The 18,227-nt window shown below is 49.6% G+C and carries 16 protein-coding genes; 12 read left to right on the forward strand and 4 right to left on the reverse strand.

The genetic code is table 11. The annotated features are described in order from the left end of the window. Positions 1 to 2: 2 nt before the first annotated feature. Positions 3 to 1,649: a glycosyltransferase family 39 protein gene (locus LLG46_07445; GenBank protein MCE5323135.1), complete on the forward strand. Its 1,647-nt coding sequence runs from the start codon at positions 3 to 5 to the stop codon at positions 1,647 to 1,649. Here LLG46_07445 and LLG46_07450 read toward each other — a convergent pair. The 3 genes from LLG46_07450 to LLG46_07460 are packed head-to-tail and all read right to left on the reverse strand — an operon-like array spanning position 1,639 to position 3,889. After that, positions 1,639 to 2,151 (reverse strand): CsgG/HfaB family protein, encoded by a 513-nt coding sequence (locus LLG46_07450; GenBank protein ID MCE5323136.1) that lies wholly within the window; start codon positions 2,149 to 2,151, stop codon positions 1,639 to 1,641. The genes LLG46_07445 and LLG46_07450 overlap by 11 nt on opposite strands. Positions 2,152 to 2,171: 20 nt before the next feature. Further along, positions 2,172 to 2,996, reverse strand: a complete 825-nt coding sequence (locus LLG46_07455) for an ABC transporter permease (protein ID MCE5323137.1) — start codon at positions 2,994 to 2,996, stop codon at positions 2,172 to 2,174. Further along, positions 2,996 to 3,889 (reverse strand): ABC transporter ATP-binding protein, encoded by an 894-nt coding sequence (locus LLG46_07460; protein ID MCE5323138.1) that lies wholly within the window; start codon positions 3,887 to 3,889, stop codon positions 2,996 to 2,998. Before LLG46_07460 ends, LLG46_07455 begins: the two co-directional genes overlap by 1 nt. A gap of 604 nt (positions 3,890 to 4,493) precedes the next feature. Here LLG46_07460 and LLG46_07465 point away from each other — a divergent pair. The 11 genes from LLG46_07465 to LLG46_07515 all read left to right on the forward strand — a co-directional run bounded on the left by LLG46_07465 (position 4,494) and on the right by LLG46_07515 (position 17,556). Next, positions 4,494 to 5,972 carry an AAA family ATPase gene (locus LLG46_07465; GenBank protein ID MCE5323139.1) on the forward strand — a complete coding sequence of 493 codons (1,479 nt, stop codon included), beginning with the start codon at positions 4,494 to 4,496 and terminating at the stop codon, positions 5,970 to 5,972. A 39-nt stretch (positions 5,973 to 6,011) separates the two neighbouring features. Then, on the forward strand, positions 6,012 to 6,323 hold the full coding sequence (locus tag LLG46_07470; GenBank protein MCE5323140.1) for a nucleotidyltransferase family protein: 312 nt from the start codon (positions 6,012 to 6,014) through the stop codon (positions 6,321 to 6,323). Further along, positions 6,313 to 6,477, forward strand: a complete 165-nt coding sequence (locus LLG46_07475) for a hypothetical protein (protein MCE5323141.1) — start codon at positions 6,313 to 6,315, stop codon at positions 6,475 to 6,477. Before LLG46_07470 ends, LLG46_07475 begins: the two co-directional genes overlap by 11 nt. Before the next feature lie 27 nt (positions 6,478 to 6,504). Continuing rightward, entirely contained in the window at positions 6,505 to 6,654 is a 150-nt protein-coding gene (locus tag LLG46_07480) for a DUF86 domain-containing protein (protein ID MCE5323142.1), read from the forward strand. A gap of 8 nt (positions 6,655 to 6,662) precedes the next feature. Beyond that, a complete protein-coding gene (smc, locus tag LLG46_07485) occupies positions 6,663 to 10,277 on the forward strand; it encodes a chromosome segregation protein SMC (GenBank protein ID MCE5323143.1) in 3,615 nt (1,204 codons plus the stop codon). A gap of 224 nt (positions 10,278 to 10,501) precedes the next feature. Next, a complete protein-coding gene (locus LLG46_07490) occupies positions 10,502 to 11,506 on the forward strand; it encodes a polysaccharide export protein (protein ID MCE5323144.1) in 1,005 nt (334 codons plus the stop codon). 18 nt (positions 11,507 to 11,524) lie between these two features. Next, the gene (locus tag LLG46_07495; GenBank protein MCE5323145.1) at positions 11,525 to 13,612 is read left to right on the forward strand and encodes a polysaccharide biosynthesis tyrosine autokinase; all 2,088 of its coding nucleotides are present in this window, start codon (positions 11,525 to 11,527) and stop codon (positions 13,610 to 13,612) included. Positions 13,613 to 13,963: 351 nt separating this feature from the next. Continuing rightward, a complete protein-coding gene (locus LLG46_07500) occupies positions 13,964 to 14,620 on the forward strand; it encodes an N-acetyltransferase (protein ID MCE5323146.1) in 657 nt (218 codons plus the stop codon). A gap of 2 nt (positions 14,621 to 14,622) precedes the next feature. Continuing rightward, complete coding sequence (locus tag LLG46_07505) at positions 14,623 to 15,723, forward strand: DegT/DnrJ/EryC1/StrS family aminotransferase (protein ID MCE5323147.1); 1,101 nt, start codon at positions 14,623 to 14,625, stop codon at positions 15,721 to 15,723. A gap of 81 nt (positions 15,724 to 15,804) precedes the next feature. Continuing rightward, entirely contained in the window at positions 15,805 to 16,509 is a 705-nt protein-coding gene (locus LLG46_07510; protein ID MCE5323148.1) for a sugar transferase, read from the forward strand. 36 nt (positions 16,510 to 16,545) lie between these two features. Then, the gene (locus LLG46_07515; GenBank protein ID MCE5323149.1) at positions 16,546 to 17,556 is read left to right on the forward strand and encodes a Gfo/Idh/MocA family oxidoreductase; all 1,011 of its coding nucleotides are present in this window, start codon (positions 16,546 to 16,548) and stop codon (positions 17,554 to 17,556) included. A 104-nt stretch (positions 17,557 to 17,660) separates the two neighbouring features. Here LLG46_07515 and LLG46_07520 read toward each other — a convergent pair whose 3' ends face one another. Further along, a complete protein-coding gene (locus tag LLG46_07520) occupies positions 17,661 to 18,128 on the reverse strand; it encodes a GNAT family N-acetyltransferase (protein MCE5323150.1) in 468 nt (155 codons plus the stop codon). Between the last annotated feature and the right edge of the window lie 99 nt (positions 18,129 to 18,227).

Genomic DNA, 18,227 nt, shown 5'->3' on the forward strand with positions numbered 1-18,227 from the left:
ATATGGGCAGCGCTAAAAAAAACAAGTCAAACAAATCCAAATCACCGACAGGTAGATATTGGGGCTGGATAGCCATATCGCTGATTGTTTTGTTCATAGCGATAATACGGATCCGTCTGCTTGCGACTCCACTCGAACGCGACGAAGGCGAATACGCGTATATGGGTCAATTGATGCTTCAGGGCATAGCTCCGTACAAACTGGCCTGCAATATGAAATTCCCCGGCACGTATGCAGCTTACGCAATAATTATGGCTATATTCGGCCAGAGTATATCCGGTGTGCATCTGGGTCTTTTGCTTGCCAATGCTGCAACAATCATTCTGATGTTTCTGCTTGGGTGGCGGCTTTTTGGTCAACTGGCTGGGGTAGTTGCCGGAGCGACATATGGGATTCTATCCCTAAGTTCTTCTTTTCTTGGTCAGGCGGGTCATGCCACTCATTTCGTGGTTTTGGCTGCATTAGGTGGGACGCTGCTGCTGCTTAAAGCTATAGACTCGGGCAAGCGGAGCCATTTGTTTTTGAGCGGGCTGCTCTTCGGCTTGGCGATCCTGATGAAACAGTCCGGTGTTTTCTTTTGCGTGTTTGCAGTAGTTTACCTGTTCTTTACATGGAGAAAGAATGGCTCTGCAAACAGGCGCATTCGATTATTAAATCTTGGGATATTGCTGCTTGGAATAATACTGCCTGTAGGCATTACTTTCTTGATCCTATGGTGCACGGGGGTTTTCGACAAATTCTGGTTTTGGACATTTACCTACGCTCGCGAATACTCTTCACAAATTCCTTCCTCAGCGGCTCCAGGTGTCTTTTGGAGCGCGATTACCAGAGCAATCGGACCCGGAGGTGTGCTCTGGATCATCTCGGGATTTGGTCTGATTGCTCTCCTGTTGGATAGGAATGCGCGTTCAAAGGCAGGGTTTGTAGTCTTATTCTTGGTTTGCGCGTTTCTGACAGTATGCCCCGGTTTTTATTTCCGTAATCATTATTTCATACAGTTTATCCCTGCTCTATCCCTGCTTGCCGGAGTTGCAGTGAGTTCATGCAGGAGAATGCTCTATACTTCAAAGGTTCCAAAGGTCATATCCGTGCTGCCGGTAGTAATATTTATTGCGGCTTTTGCGTATACTGTGGATTGTCAGAAAGATGTTTTTTTTACGCTGAGTCCCGATCAGGTATGCAGTAAAACCTATACCATTAATCCATTTCCTGAAGCGGTGAAGATTGCTGACTATATAAAGCGTCACACGGACAAGAATGACACAATCGCAGTCATCGGTTCCGAGCCTGAGATATATTTTTACTCAGGCAGGCATTCGGCCACGAGCTATATCTATACCTACAGTCTGATGGAGGAACAGAAATACGCTTCGGATATGCAGCGCGATATGATCGGGGAAATTGATGAAGCAAAGCCCAAATTCATTGTGTTGGTGAAGATCCCTACCTCTTGGCTTGCCAGTGCTGAGTCGGACAGACTGATTTTTGACTGGTCGAGTCGATATGTCTACGATCACTATGATCCTGTCGGGGTGGCTGATATAACACCCGAGGATACTGAATATGTCTGGGGTGCCGATTTATTGAATTACTCATTGAAGTCTTCATATAATGTGGTAGTGTTCAAGCGAAAGGGCACTACTTATTAAAATCCACCGATACTGAAAATTTCACCTCACCTGTCTGAGCATCTATCATTCTTGCATTAATTACAGCAAAAACTCCCCTGTCGGATATGCTCCCGCAGAGGATGTAATCGGCAGAGACCATTTTCCCAAGCTCTTTAGCTGTCTTTGGGTCGATAATATCGCTCTGATCGAGCCTGGCGCTGGATAGGGCTTTCTTGAGTTGACCTCGTTCGACAAGTTTGACGTTCTTTATCTCACTCATGGATGTCGACAGGTCTTCACTCAAATCACGTGCTATTACCTTATCTATCTTCTGGTTGTCCTTCTCAGGTATAAGCTCAAAATCGAGTATAGCCACAGTCTTTGGCGACGACCATGTCTGGTCGGCTGTGATCTTGTCGCTGAGTTTTTTAGTGAGTTCGGTGACAGTTTTTGGGCTAATGACTATAGGATAGTCCTCAGCCAGCGCCGATACGCTAAATATAGCTGATATTGCGAATATGAAAGCTGCGAGTTTATACATATGATCATTCCCCCTGCTGGTTATCCGCTTCTTTTCAGCTTACCCGTTTTCTTGCAATATACCTCCGCCTTTCCGAAAACAAACAGCCCGAGCGGCACCAGCACTGCGCCTATTACGATCAAGGGCAGTATTACGCTCCAGAGTTGAGCCACGCTGTCTCCATTGAGCAGGGCGCTGCGCATACCCTGGAGCGCGTATGTTGCAGGCGAGAGTTTTGACACCGACTGCATCCAGCCCGGCAGCACGCTCACGTCATAATACACGCCCGACACCAGCAGCAGCACACCTTCGACTATCCCGGTCATCTGCGCTCCCTTCTCCGGTGAGATAAGCGGCAGCACCGCCACCACCGTTCCCAACCCTATGAATGAGAAGTTCGCCACGGTAAGGACCACGAAAGCCCCCCAAAGGTTTGCGCGGGTCAGGTCCAGATGGAAAAAGACCGCCACCATCGCAAGCATAATGATGGTTCTGAGCAGGCTGTATATGACGGCGTATGTGCAGACACCGAATATATGTGTGGCACGCGAGACCGGCGCCATGAACGTATACTCTATGGTCCCTTCCCATCTCTCCCATGAGATGATGTTGGATATCTCCCAGAATATCACAGCCAGATATCCCCACAGCAGCGAGCCTGTCAGCAGATAGAGGATGAGACGTTTTGTGTCTACGCCGGGGCCGGTCATGCCCTGTATTCCCTCACCCATATATCCAATAGCAAGCACATTGGCAAGGGAATATATCACGTAGACTATCTCCCAAAACATATATCGTTTTGTGAGTATGAACTGCCGGTTGGCGAACGCATATACAGCGGCTCCCCGGCGCATTACCATCGACATCATGACTGGTCTTCCTCCATCTCCTCGATGCTCTTGCCTGCCAGCGTAAAAAATACCGATTCGAGCGTGCCGCTTTGTCCTCCATACTGCTCTTTCAACTCATCGGGTGTGCCTATGGCGACAATCTTGCCGCTGTTAAGTACGGCTATCCTGTCGCAGAGCACCTCTGCCTCTTCCATGTCATGAGTGGTGAGCAGCACGGTCGATCCGTCACTGTCTTTTAGTTCATGGACGAACCTCTGCACCTCACGTTTGGACTTCGGGTCGAGTCCTGTTGTCGGCTCGTCGAGCAGAAGCAGGTTCGGCAATGTGATAAATGCCCTGGTGATCGCCACTTTCTGCTGCATCCCCCGTGAGAGGTGCAGCATAGGGGTTTCCAGTTTCTCACCGTTCATTTCCAGCCTTGAAAGCATATCTTTGATCCTCTCGGATGCGAGCTTGACTGGGATGGAATAGAGCCTTGCGGTATGGATCAAATTTTCCATAGCCGAAAGCCTGCGAAAGAATGCCGCATCGGCTGACACACGGCTGATCATCCGCCGCACCGTATCGGATTCACTCATAACATCATGGCCGAACACTTGCACATTGCCCTCGTCCGGCAGCAGCAGGGTCGAGATGATCCTGATAAGTGTCGATTTGCCCGAGCCATTCGGCCCAAGCACGCCGAAGACCTCGCCCGGCTTTACGGTGAAGCTCACCGAGTCCACTACGCGGCTGAGTGTCTTCGCGCGCGGAAGCAATCGACGCAGACCGCGCGGCTTGTCTTTGCCGTTTTTTGATTTATCTGCGTCCTTACGAAATGTTTTTGTAAGATTCTCTATCTCAAGGGCCGCAATATGATTTTCACAGGTTCCAATATCATTGATTACGCTTGTAGATGGTTTGCTCATTATTGTTACCACACGTCTGATATGATTGGCGCACTAGTTCATTGTAGACGCAAGTGGGTGTGATAGTAAACGTGAAAATGACGGATTTCTAAGTAATATACTACCTTGAACTTGTATTAGCCCTGATTATGCGCTTGCCGCATAATCAGGGTCTGCGAGAGCATTATTCATGTTGCTCGTGAATAATTTGGGCTAGAGATATGAAGAACAAGGCGTGCGATTTACTTAGTGTAAATTGCTTAGGTGCGATAAGATGTCTGTGCACGATTTGTGCTATCTATTTGTTCAGATAGTTCTACGTAGCCCTTTTGTATATGATATCCAGTCCGCAACTTGATATTCAAGAAAAGCCGAGTCCTCTTCATTAAGCAGACTGAACGTTGCAGTAATTCTATTTATACGTTCTGCCTGAACATCCTGCTGTGGCTCCGCTAGTAATTAATACCGATGGTTTGGTGCTTAATGTTTTTGACAAGCTGACAATCGCGTCAAGGGCCTTTCAATTTGACAAAAAGTGCCGCTTTTGATACTTTTGATGAGCCTTGCAATCGCGGGCGAATTCCCCGAAGACGTAATTACATTCGCTACCTATAGGGGGCCGACTATGCCGCCAAGCAAGATTGACGCCGAGATAAGCACACTTATTCGAGCGCGTTATCCTATCATATATGTCGTTTCGTGGGAGGAGCGGCGGGTGGAGGATGCTCTGCGCCGGATCGCCTGCCCATCCAAAAAGATATACACTTGGAGTCTGACCCAGGGAATCCGTCCATCACCGTCAACAGGCGGCCATGCTACGACACTTCTCGCAGCCCTGGAGTTTGCCGATAAGTGTGATGAGGATGCTCTGTTTATTTTCAATGACATGCACTCGATGATATCCGATCCTGTGATCATCCGCCGCCTGCGCGATATGGCCGCCAACCTCAAGAGCAGCCGCAAGAGCCTCATTATTCTTTCGCCTATACTTCGCCTGCCGCCTGAGCTTGAAAAGGACATAACCGTGGTAGACTACAGCCTGCCAGATTATGGCGAACTCGGCGAACTACTGGACCTGATAATAGACAAGATGAGCCGTGACGGCGCTGAGGTCAACATAAACCTCAAACCCGATGACCGTGAAAAGACAATCAAGGCTGCGCAGGGCCTGACCCTGACCGAGGCAGAAAATGTGTTTGCCCGGAGTCTGGTGGAGAAGCACACATTCGATATAGACGTGATCTTGAAGGAGAAAGAGCAGATAGTGCGCAAGAGCGGCCTGCTGGAATACTATCCTGCAAACGAGAAGTTCTCGGACGTCGGCGGGTTGAGTGTCCTGAAGGACTGGCTGACTAAGCGCGGGGCGTCTTTTACCAAGAGAGCACGTGATTACGGCCTGCCGGAACCTAAGGGGATACTTTTGTTGGGTGTGCAGGGATGCGGAAAGAGCCTGTCGGCAAAGGCTGTTGGTGCGCTTTGGAACCTGCCGATACTGCGTCTGGATGTGGGCAAGATATTCAGTGGAATAGTCGGCTCCAGTGAACAGAATGTCAGACGTGCAATACAGGTCGCGGAGTCAGTGGCACCGGTAGTGTTGTGGATGGACGAGATGGAAAAAGGCTTCGCCGGAGTGCAGAGTTCGCCATTATCCGATGCTGGCACGACCTCACGTGTATTCGGCACATTCATCACATGGCTGCAGGAGAAGAGTGCGCCTGTGTTTGTGGTGGCGACTGCAAACGATATCACCCAGCTTCCTCCCGAGCTATTACGCAAGGGCAGGTTCGATGAGATATTCTTTGTAGACCTGCCGAGCCCGACCGAACGCGCCGAGATATTTCGCATTCACCTTTCCAAGCGCAAGCGCGATCCTGATAACTTTGATATAGATGCCTTTGCCTCAGCATCGGAGGGTTTCAGTGGTGCGGAGATAGAGCAAGTTGTGGTTTCGGCGCTTTTTGATGCATTTGCCTATAGCCGAGAAGTGACGAGCGATGATATACTTAATAACATCCAGTCAGCAGTCCCGATATCAGTTACCATGGCCGAGCAGATTGTCTTCCTGAGAGGGTGGGCTGAGAAGAGGGCGCGAAGGGCGTCGTAGAGATGCAGCAAAGAGTCGAATTTTTCCTGGGGGTGGATTATGAGTCCGCGCATCAGTTTTGATATGGTGAAAATTGTTGCTTTCTGTCAAAAGTGGAGGATTTCAGAGTTTGCGCTGTTTGGCTCCGTCCTCAGAGATGATTTCGGCCCTGAAAGTGACGTGGATGTGCTCGTGAAGTTTTTCCCGGACTCGCACACCAGTCTTTTTGATCTCGTCGATATGGAGCAAGAGCTGGCTGAGATAGTGGGCCGTAAGGTAGATATTGTCTGCCGTGAAGGGATCGAAAAGAGCAGTAATCCATTACGAAAACGTGCCATACTGGATAGTGCCGAGGTAATGTATGCAGCGTGACCAGGGATATCTTTACGATATGCTACATGAGGCGCGTATGGTCATGGAGTTTACATCCGGCAAGAGCTTCGACGATTTTTGTGAGGATGTGCAGTGCCAATATGCCGTGACTCGCGCTATTGAAATCATTGGAGAAGCAGCGGGTCATGTCTAGGATGAGTTTCAACAAGATCATCCTGAACTGCCTTGGCGGCAGATTATCGGTATGCGCAACAGGCTTATCCACGGTTATGGTGATATTGTCTTGTCTGTAGTTTGGGAAGTTATTGAAAAAAACATCCCTGAACTGATTAACGCTTTGGAACCTCTCATTCCGTCCAATTTACAATAGGACTGATTATGTTTGTAAAGAAAATAGAATTATTCGGCTTTAAGACCTTTGCTGAGAAGACCGTTGTCGAGATGGATCACGGCATTACGGCCATCGTCGGACCAAACGGCTCCGGCAAGAGCAATATAGCCGATGCGCTGCTGTGGGTCCTCGGCGAGACCAATGTGCGCAATATTCGTGGCCAGAAGGCTGTCGATGTAATCTTCAACGGCACTGAAAAGCGCAAGGCTTTAGGTGTGGCTGAGGTCTCACTTACCCTCGATAATACTTGCGGGACACTTCCTCTCAATTTCAACGAGGTCACAGTTACCCGGCGCGCATACAGGTCTGGTGATGCCGAGTATTTCATCAACAAGACCCGCTGCCGTCTCAAAGACATATATGAACTGTTTCTGGACACGGGCATAGGCCGCGAGGCGTATTCGTTTATTACTCAGGGTGAGATAGACGCCGTGCTTTCGGCGAAAAGCGAGGACCGCCGCGAGCTTTTGGAAGAAGCAGCCGGTATCAAGAAATATCGCTATCGCCGCACCGAGGCGCTGCGCAAGCTTGAAAAGACTGAGGCTAATCTCAACCGCGTCCGTGACATCATGGCCGAGATCAGTGGTCAACTGGAGCCGCTCGCCGAGCAGGCCGAGCAGGCCAAGAAATTTGAAGAGTTGCAGGCCAGGCTCCGTGAGATCGAGATCGGAATCCTGATCAGGGACCTGCGTCGGTATACTCAGAACCTGGAAGATGTGCGCTCGTCAAAAGAGGGCGCTGCTGAAAAGATAGAGGCTTATGATAAGCAGATAGCCGACTTGGAATGGGAAAAGGAAAAGCAGTCCACTAGTGTCAAACAACTTGAGGAAGAGGTCGATAATTCTCGGCGAGTTGCTCAGGGTCTGTCTGCAAACGTGCAGAGGCTGGAGGGCAAATTTGCCCTTGTAGAGGAGAGGCTGAAATCGGCAGGTTCAGCGCGCGAGCAGGCTGATGAGGATGTAGTTGCGCTGGAGCAAAAAATCGAAGAAGCGCGTGAACGGATAGAGAAGCTGGAGCTTGAAGTGAGCGTGTCGGCTGAGACTGAGCACCGTGCAAAGTCAGCTTCAGAAGAACGCGCCGCGTCCCTTGCCAACCTTGACCGCCATTATGAAGAGATCACCCGCGCGGTGACTGACCAGAAGGCCAACTATCTGGAGCTTGCCAAGCAGTTGGCGGCAAAGCGCAATGCCCTGCAAAACTCCAGGGACCGTGTAGCTCAGCTCGAGTTGGGTCTAAAAAAATACGCTGATGAGATAGATGCGCTGAATACTCAGAAGCAGGATGCAATCAAACTCGGCGAAAAGGCTGAATCTCAGGTTGAAAAGCTGAAGGCAAGTGTGCAGGGCTCGGCATCTGAAATCTCGCGTCTGACGGAAGAACGCAAGCAGGCTGAGAAAGAACTTGCTGAGTTTGGCCGTAAGCTCTCGGATATATCACGTGATATCGCAGCCAGGTCATCGCGGCTTGCCACTCTACGCGAGATGGCCGAGTCGCATGAGGGCTTTTTTGAGGGTGTCCGGTCTGTTATGGCCGCTCGAAATGCAGGCAAGCTGCGGGGTGAGTTCGCAGTTGTTGCAGATGTGATAAATGTTCCCAAAGGTTACGAGACTGCCATAGAGATAGCCCTGGGAAGCAGTGTGCAGGATGTCATCACTGATACTGTGGGCGAGGCAAAGCAGGCAATCGCGTTCCTTAAGGACAACAGGGTCGGCAGGGCAACATTCCTGCCCCTGGATAATATGAGCGATCACCGACGTCAAGTCAATGGCAGGATGGACCCGCGCTCCGGCGCTCTGGGGATTGCTGCCGACCTGATCGGCTATGATGCCAAGTATGATCCGGCCATACGATCACTGCTGGGGAGGACTGTGGTCGCAAAAAATATAGACGATGCCATTGCCCTTTCACACGAACTCGACGGCTGGAATAAGATAGTCACCATAGACGGCGAGCTGATAGTCCCGAGTGGAGCGATTACAGGCGGCGCAAAGAAGAACAGAGGGCCCGAGCTTCTGGCTCGCAAGCAGGAGATAGACTCACTTACGTCCGAGATCAAGTCTCTCGAAAAGACACAGGATAATCTTAAAAACGATCAGAAGAAGTGTGAGATCAGGTTATCGGGTCTGCGGGGAAAGATCGAGGGCGGGGAGAAGTCTGTTTCAGAGAGCAGAATAGCACTTGCAGAGCATCAGAAACGTGCAGATTTTGCCGCTAAAGACGCCGAGCAGATAGACCGCCGGCTCGATATGGTCGCGCTCGAGAAGGATGAAGCCGAACTGCTGCTCAAGGACGAGTCCGAGTCGGTCAAGCGTTTGGAAGACGAGCTTCAGGCAGCCGGTAAGGAGAATACCGATCTGGATCAGAAGGTTGCCGGGGCTGAGCAGGACATTGAGGAGCTTGCCGCCAAGCGTGCAGCCGAGCGTGAAGAGTTGATGCGTCTCAATGTGGAACTTGCGAGCGCGACCGAGCGTACTTCCGCCCTTAGGAATTCTCTGCGCGACGCCAACGCGCATATAGGCGAGATGACAGGTTCGCTCGATGCAAGGCGCTCTCAGATAGACGGAATTGCTGTGGATGTAACTGCTTTGACTGCTGACTGTGACAATACCCAGGTCGAACTCGACCGCCAGAGACAGCTATATGCTGCGGCGGATGCTTCTCTCAACGAACTGCTGGAAAAGCGCTCACAGGAGAATGCCATGGCGACCGAGATAGATACCAGCTTCAGGGAAGCCACCTCGCGCAGGAATCAGCTTGCAATCGACACACACGATGCTGATGTCAAAGAGGCTCGCCTGGAGGTTCAGATACAGCAGTCGACTGAACGGTTGATTACTGAGTATGAGGTCACATTCGAGCAGGCAATGGATTGGCCGGAGGAGATCGAGATTGAGCGCGGCACCGCAGGTGAGGTCGCAAGGCTGCGCCGCGAGATCAAGGATATGGGGCCGGTCAATACGGGTGCGATTGCAGAGTATGATCGGATCAAGGAGCGTTGGGACTTTCTCACAGAACAGCGCACCGATCTTGAAAGCGCTCGTGATCAGATACTCGATGCCATAAAAGAGATCGACGTCAATACACGCGACCTGTTTATGGACACGTTCAATACGGTCAAGTGCAACTTCGACATTGTTTTCAAGCGCCTCTTCGGCGGCGGCAAGACCGAACTCACTCTTACCGATCCGGCTGATTTGCTGGAGACGGGCATCGACATAATCGTTCAACCGCCCGGAAAGAAACTTCAGGATATGGCGCTGCTTTCAGGTGGTGAGAGGGCATTGACGGCTACTGCTCTGGTCTTCGCACTATTGATGAGCAAACCCAGCCCGTTTGTATTGATGGACGAGGTCGATGCGCCTCTTGACGAGAGCAATGTGGAGAAGTTTGCATCGGTGCTTAAAGATTTTTCGATCAACTCGCAGTTCATCGTCGTGACACACAACCGAGCCACTATGGAAGCCGCCGACAGCCTCTATGGAGTCACAATGCAGGAGCCGGGCATCAGCAAACTGATATCTGTGAAGCTCACCAGCGAAGGTCCGGTCAGCGATATGCCAGCGTCCGAGACAAACGGTGTTCTGGCCATTACTAAGAACTGACCTTGCGCAAACCTTATCAATTCGTATAATAGAATTGGTGAGCCATTTATCATATTTCCAGATAAAATGTTATAGCTCTACGGTTTTTGGGTAATTAGACTCGACGGGAACAACTGATGTCGGGTTCGCGTATACAAAGCGTCTGTGTGTGGTTTTAACCTAAAGATGTCGAGCCAGACCGGCGATAATTGATACTGCGGCGAAATGCAAGGAGGGTTCAATTCGTGAGTAGACTTAATGCGGCGCTTATAGTATTGGCGCTGTTTAGCTTTGCGTCAATTACATTTGCGGCTGATGGTCAATTGCCCGCTGAAATTCCGAGTGTCCCAACTGAGGTTCAAGGTCAGTCGAGTGCGCAGCCTGCCAATGATGATGTGCCTGCGGATTACAAGATTGCCGAGGAAGACATTCTGAGAATGGATGTGTGGGGAGAACCACAATTGTCCAACATGGAGATGCAAGTTACCCCGGACGGCAAGATCAATGTGCCATATATAGGCGAGATGCAGGCAAAAGGTCTTACACAATACAAACTGACAGAGCAAATTGCCGAAAAATTTGTAGGACTTGAAATCCTTATAGACCCAAAGGTTCAGATAAGCCTTATTAATATCCATAAGCCTACAGTGCGTGTATGGGGAGCTGTGAACCGTCCCGGTGAAGTGCAGTTCAAAGAGGGCGACAGGGTGATGGATGCTGTTGCCGGTGCAGGCAGTTATGTGATAGACGCTGCATGGCTTGAGAAGGCTACTCTCACCAGAAAAGACTCCGAAACAGGCAATTGGATATCTATGCCGGTCGACCTGAAGAAAATGGTGGCGCAAGGCGATCTCACACAGAACTATGAACTTCAAAAAGGTGACACTATCTATATTCCCACTGAGGATTACCAGAACAAATTCTATGTGCTCGGGCAAGTTCTGAAACCTGGAATATATGACCTGAAAGATAATACAACTGTACTTTCGGCGATCAGTCTTGCCGGAGGAGCAACTGATCGGGGTAGGCTGCGTTCAACCGTTGTTGTGCGTGGTGACCCTAGTAAACCAGAGCGAGTAGAATGTAACCTAACTGGTCTGTTTGATAAGGGAGATCTCACTCAGGACATTCAACTTCAGCCAGGCGACATTGTTGTAGTACCTGAGACAAAGACTCCGGATCTGAGTAAAATTGCTTCGTTTATCAGTTCGCTTGTGAACCTCAGCTATCTGCGCAGAAATGGCTTCTAGGTCGGGGAGGATACGAATTTGGAATTTTGGCGTTATTATAGGATCATTCGCAGGAGGCGTTGGCTGATTATCCTCGGCATGATAGTCTGTGTGGGTGCTGTCGCTATCAATAATATGCTCACACCTCGGCTCTATATGGGGCGAACTACCGTTATGGAGTCTACGGGGATGTCCAGCGAAGGCACACCTATTTATGCTGAGCAGCAGATGATGATGGATGTTCAGCTCAAACTCTCCAACCTTGGAAACATCGCTACCAGCCAGAGAGTCTTGACCAATGCAGCCGATACCCTACAGGATCTGAACCTATCCTATAAACCTGAGGAGATCCTTGCAAAAACAAATGTTCAGCCTGTGAAGGATACCAATATTCTTGCGATCGAAGTGACTATGGAAAACCCGCAGGAAGCAAAGATAGCAGCTGATGTGGTTGCTGCCGAATTCAAGAGGGTCTATGCAGATATAAACAATTCAGCCGTCAGACAAAGTCGGGAATTCATTGAGGCGCAGTTGGAGACGACTCGCAAGGCTATGGTCAAGGCACAGACCGCGCTCAGGAAGTATAAAGAGGAAAACGGCATAGTCGCTATCGACCAACAGGGTCAGGCTGCAGTGCAGCGGCTCACACAGGCGAAAATGGATCTCAACAGGGCGCAGGCGGAAGCCAGCGTAAGTAATGCACGTCTTGAGAAGGTGACCAAAGAGATACAAGGTCTGCCGGAATACGAGATTTCAAACACACAGACATCACGTGACCCTATATGGCAGCAGTATGCTCAGAATCGTGCCCAGCTGGAGACACAGTTGGCGGAGATGCGCACCAGAAGGGGTGATAAGCATCCTGAGGTGATAGGTCTGAAAAAACAGATCAATGACCTCACGGATAATATGAAAGAAACCAAGCAGGATTACATTGCCGCACAGACCAAAAGCAAGAGTCAGGTCTATGTGAATACTATGGGCAATTGGGTCAATGCAAAAATCGATGATGTCGGATCCAATGCTCAGGTGCAGGCGATGAATGTTGTTCTTGACCAAATACACGACGACCTGTCCGTGCTTCCAGAGCAGCAGGCAAAATATGCCGAACTGGAGACGGACGTGACTGCAGCAACCAATACATATGGCCTTATGAGAAGCAAACTGGACGAGGCCAAGATCAAGGAACAGCAGTCAAAGAATGAAGTAACTTTGAAGACAATTGATCCAGCTTACTGGGTACCGGTCAATCAGCGCAAACCGCTCAAGCTTATATTAGCTCTTCTTCTGAGTCCACTCCTTGGGATTGGCGCGGCATTTCTTCTGCATTATACGGACAACAGCATCAGGACTCCAGGCGATGCTGAGAAACTGCTGGGAATGCCGGTGCTTGCGGCTGTGCCTGCATCAAGGGCTCACTCTCTGGCAAGACAGCAGTGTCCTGAGATTGTTGACATATCTTATCAGATGCTCACATCTAACTTATGGGTCGAAAGCCAGAGTCTGGATTTCAATGCAATAGCGATAATAAGCGCGGAGCCGGATTCAGGGCGCAGTGTTACAGCGTCCAATTTGGCGGTGGCTTTGGCGAGAGAGGGTGCGCGAGTAGTGTTAGTAGACACTGACTTACGCAAGCCTACTCAACATTTGATCTTTGAGGTAGATAATAAAGTCGGCTTAACAAACTTGTTGAGTGGCACTGCCTCGTTGGAAGAAGTTATGGTACCGACAAGGGTTCAGGGCCTTCTTCTGGTTCCGAGTGGACCGGTACCCGAAAATCCAGTGAAGTTTCTGCGCTCGCCTGAAATGAAGAGCTTCTCCGATGAGGTCAAATCATTGGCTGATTTCGTCATATATGACACTCCTGCAGCCGTTACATTTCCTGATCCGATACTTGTTGCAGCTCAGGTCGGAAATGCAATTGTGGTGCATTCAGCAGGCCGCGTGCCAAGAGGCAGCGAAGCTGAGCTTAGGTCGAGATTGGCTTCAGTTGATGTTCATGAGCTCGGAGCAGTACTCAATAAGGTGAAGCGAGAAGACAGCAGCGGATATTTCCATTACAATCGATCATATGTTGGTATAGATACTGCCAAGCTGCACGCCGGCAGGAAAGCTATTCGATCTTGATAAGTGTTGAGAATGTGTGGATGTTACCCAAATAGGCTGATGTAGTCAATGCCGGACGATCCCTTGCTGATATGCGGCAGGGGTTCGTTAGTTCTGTGCACCATTGGGACAGTTTAGCCCGGATTATGCGCTTCCTGTATAATCCTGAGGCTCTGAGAGCATTCTTCACGCTCCCCGTGAAGAATGCGGGCTACTGTATCCATTGGTTGATATCCTGCAAGTCAGGCAAATGATTCATTTGTGGAATATATCTATGAGGATGTCTATTTCCATCAAGCAGTTTGGGAATCATCGGTCATTATTATTGGTATTAGAAGAGTTGGAAGTAAAGCGGATTACGGAGGACTGGGAATGCCTGAGATCATATTAGGCAAGGATGCAAAGATAGATGATGGTGTAAAGCTCGGCTATTTGACAGGTCGCAAGATCAAGGATCATACACTGCGCATAGGTAACGATGCGTGTATACGTTTCGGTACTGTCATTTACGGTGGGACCACAATAGGAAACCGTCTTGCCACAGGCCACAATGTCACGATACGTGAAGAAAACGATATCGGTGACGGTTTCAATGTCTGGAACTGCACCACTATAGACTACGGATGCAAGATCGGAAATAACGTAAAAATTCACTGTAACTGCTATATCGCGCAGTTTACTGTGGTTGAGGACAATGCCTTTATGGCTCCAGGAGTCACGATAGCCAATGATATTCATCCCGGCTGTGAGTTTTCGGGTCAGTGCATGCATGGTCCACACATCGAAGAAGGAGTTGAGATCGGCGTTAACGTGACGATCCTTCCATTTGTGCGCATAGGTGCGCATTCGGTTATCGGTTCGGGTGCAGTTGTCACAAAAGATATTCCTGCAGGATCGGTGGTTGTGGGTAATCCCGGTCGAGTGATCTGCACAATTCATGACTTAAAATGTCAGTCCGGGTTGACAGATGAGCCTTATAAAGATATACTTCTAAATGGCTCCATGGAACCCCCACAGGATCAGAGGTGAATATGGTTCCCCTTATTGATTTAAAGATTCAGCACAAATCCATCGCATCAGAGATTGAAGCCGCCATAAAGAAGGTCTGTGACAACACCGCATTTATTCTCAGTGATGAGATGAAGCAGTTCGAGTCCGAATTTGCTGCTTACTGCGGGGCAAAGCACGGCATTGGTGTTGCGAATGGAACTGAGGCGTTGTTTCTGGCATTATTGGCTCTCGGAATCGGCTCCGGCGATGAAGTTATTGTTCCCTCGAACACATTTATTGCAACGGCTGCGGCAGTTTCTCATACGGGTGCGAAGCCTGTTTTTGTCGATTGTGATCCTGAGACCTATTGCATCGACTGTGCCAAGATTTGTTCGGCCATAACCGACAAGACTAAGGCAATTATGCCGGTTCACCTGTATGGGCATCCGGCAGACATGGACGCGATTATGAGTATTGCTCGCGGCAGTGGTCTCAAGGTGATCGAGGATTGTGCTCAGGCGCATGGCACGCATTACAAAAGTAAGCAGGTGGGTTCCATTGGTGATGCAGCCGGGTTCAGTTTTTACCCGAGCAAGACGCTGGGCGCATATGGCGATGCCGGTATGGTTATGACCAACTCTGATGAGGTTGCAGATAAGTTGCGACTTCTCAGAGACAATGGACGAACGACATGGTACGAGCATGCAATTATCGGGTATAACTCGAGACTGGATGGCATGCAGGCAGCCATATTGAGGGTGAAGCTGAAGTATCTGGACAAGTGGGTCGAGGCAAGGCGGGCGCATGCGAAGGCGTATAATGAGCTGCTTTCGGATGTTAATGGATTGGTATTGCCGATCGAGAAGCCGTATGCTCAGCACTCGTATTATGTATACGTGGTGCGCGCGGCGGATCGAGACTCATTTATGGCAAAGCTCAAGGAAAATGGCATAGGTTGTGGGATTCATTACCCGCTGCCTTTGCATCTGCAGCCAGCGTTTAGTTTCCTCGGCGGCAAACAGGGTGACAACCCAGTAGCTGAGGATTATGCAGGGCATATAGTTTCGATACCGATGTTCCCGGAGCTTACGTCTGAGCAGGTAGCTGAGGCCGCCAAAGTAATCAAAGAAGCCGCCAAATAAAAAATAGTCAATATAAAATACCCAATATTAAATTAGAAGAGCGGCTCTGGCAGGATGATGAAAAGGATAGGGAGTAGCACTATGGCAACGGTGGAAGGCACCGCTGCGAATGAAAACGGCACGCGGGTATACAGCGTGAGGAAAATTAGGCAGTATAAATCCAAGCGCATATTGGACCTGATTGCAGCGTCTTTGGGTCTTGTATTGTCTGCACCTCTGGCAGCCGTTGTTTCTTTACTTATTAAAATTTCGAGCCCAGGTCCAATTCTGTTCAAGCAGGTCAGAATAGGCAAAGGCGGCGAGAAGTTTATATTCTATAAGTTTCGCAGTATGCGCGTTGACTGCGATGATTCTTCGCATCGAAAGTATATGAAGCTCTTCATTGAAGGAAATGAGGAAGAGCTCAAGAGTTTCAATCAGCGCGGCAAAAAGATATATAAGATGACGTGTGATGACAGGGTTACCGCGGTAGGCAGGTTCCTCAGGCGCACAAGCCTTGATGAACTGCCGCAGTTATTAAACGTGCTCAAGGGCGATATGAGCATGGTCGGTCCGAGACCGCATATACCTTATGAGGTGGACTTGTATCAAGACTGGCACCGCCGCAGGCTGCAGGGGCTGCCTGGAATAACTGGCTGGTGGCAGATACATGGACGCAGCAGGGTTACATTCGACGAAAGCGTAAAGATGGATATTTGGTATCTTGAGCACCAATCGGTCATACTCGACATACGGATTATGCTGCGCACTATTACCAAAGCCATCGTCGGGCGTGGAGCCTGTTAACTAAATTCAGAAATCTTCTTTTGGCAGGGAGAACTAATGGGCATAAAAGTAGGTGTTGTCGGGGCTGGCTACTGGGGTCCCAACATTATCAGAAACTTCAATCAGATTCCCACTTGTGAGATGGCAATATGCTGTGACAAGGATACAAAGCGTCTTGCGCATATGAGTCGGCTTTATCCGAATCTGAAGACGACTACAGACTTCGATGACATCATAAACGATCCGACAATAGATGCCGTTGCTGTATGCACTCATGTGTCGGCTCATTACTTGCTGGCAAAGAAAGCGTTGGAGGCGGGCAAGCATGTCCTGGTCGAAAAACCTCTCACAGCCAAAGTCAGCGAGGCTCAGGAACTGGTCGATCTGGCAAAGAAAAACGGCAAAGTCCTTATGGTTGACCACACGTTCGAGTATACCGCCGGCGTCAACAAGATGAAGGAAGTCATCGAGAGCGGAATACTTGGCGATGTGCTTTATGTTAATTGTGCCAGGCTTAACCTCGGCATATTCCAGCGGGATATAAATGTCGTGTGGGACCTTGCGCCGCATGATCTTTCTGTGATCCTCTATGCCACCGGTCTCAAGCCTAAGAGTGTAAGGACAGTCGGAATGAAGCTCCTGCATCCAAAGGTGGAGGATGCGGCTTTCGTGACGCTGAAGTGCGACAACAACGCAAGTGCGGTTATCCATGTGAGTTGGGTCGACCCGCGAAAGGTGCGGACTGTAAGTGTGGTCGGCACAAAACAGATGCTGGTATATGACGATCTGGACCCACTCGCCAAGATTCAGATATATGACAAGGGCGTCGAAAATCCGCCGCACTACGACACTTTCGGCGAGTTCCTGTGTTCATATCACTATGGTGACATACTTATGCCTCGCCTGCAGGAGGCGGAGCCGCTGTCTGTTATGTGCAAGCATTTTCTGGAGTGCTGCGAGACCGGCAAAAAGCCGCGCAGTTCCGGCGAGAGCGGCTTGAACATGGTAAAAATCCTTGCGGCATCGGATGAGTCCATCGCAAAAGGCGGCATGGAGATATCCATCTGATTTGGTATTTAGTATATTGTATTGGTTATTTATGCATGATGCGGACTAGCTCGACGGCTTCAGTCACCGTACGGTGACTGAAGCCGTTATGTCTTTCAAAATCCCTATAGGTCGGCTTCCATCTCTACCAGTCTCAGTTCTTTTACCCTCTCCCGTCTGCCCGTATCCTTAAACCCGACTGAGCTCCAGAACGCAAGCGCCGGTTCGTTATTAACGTAGACATTGGCGATGATAGTCTTGTGTCTGCCGAGTGATCGAGCATGCTCTTTTACCTTTTCCACGGCCATATGCCCGAATTTACGTCTGCGATGCAGTGGGCGGATATAAAATTCATCGATGCGATAGCTCAGCGTGATATCGCGCATAAAGCAAAAACCTATAGGCTCGTGGTCATAGAGGATTATAAACGGCACACAGTGTTCGTCTTGCCAGAAGTAGTCGAAGCAGGGGTAATGATATGCTCCACCGCGGCGTTTCTCGTGGTCGTATTCGGACAGCTCGTGAGCATATTCCTGATACATTTCCCAGAGTTTTTCCTTGCTCTCCTCGGGTGCTACTATGATCTCGATCATGGTTGACCTGCTCCTTTCGCACTTTGGAGTACTGCCTACTTATACGTTTCGGATCGCTGTTCCTTCCATTTATATGCCTACACAAAAAATGAAGGATTG

It is taken from the genome of bacterium (genome assembly GCA_021371935.1).
Taxonomy (GTDB): Bacteria; Armatimonadota; UBA5829; order UBA5829; family UBA5829; genus UBA5829.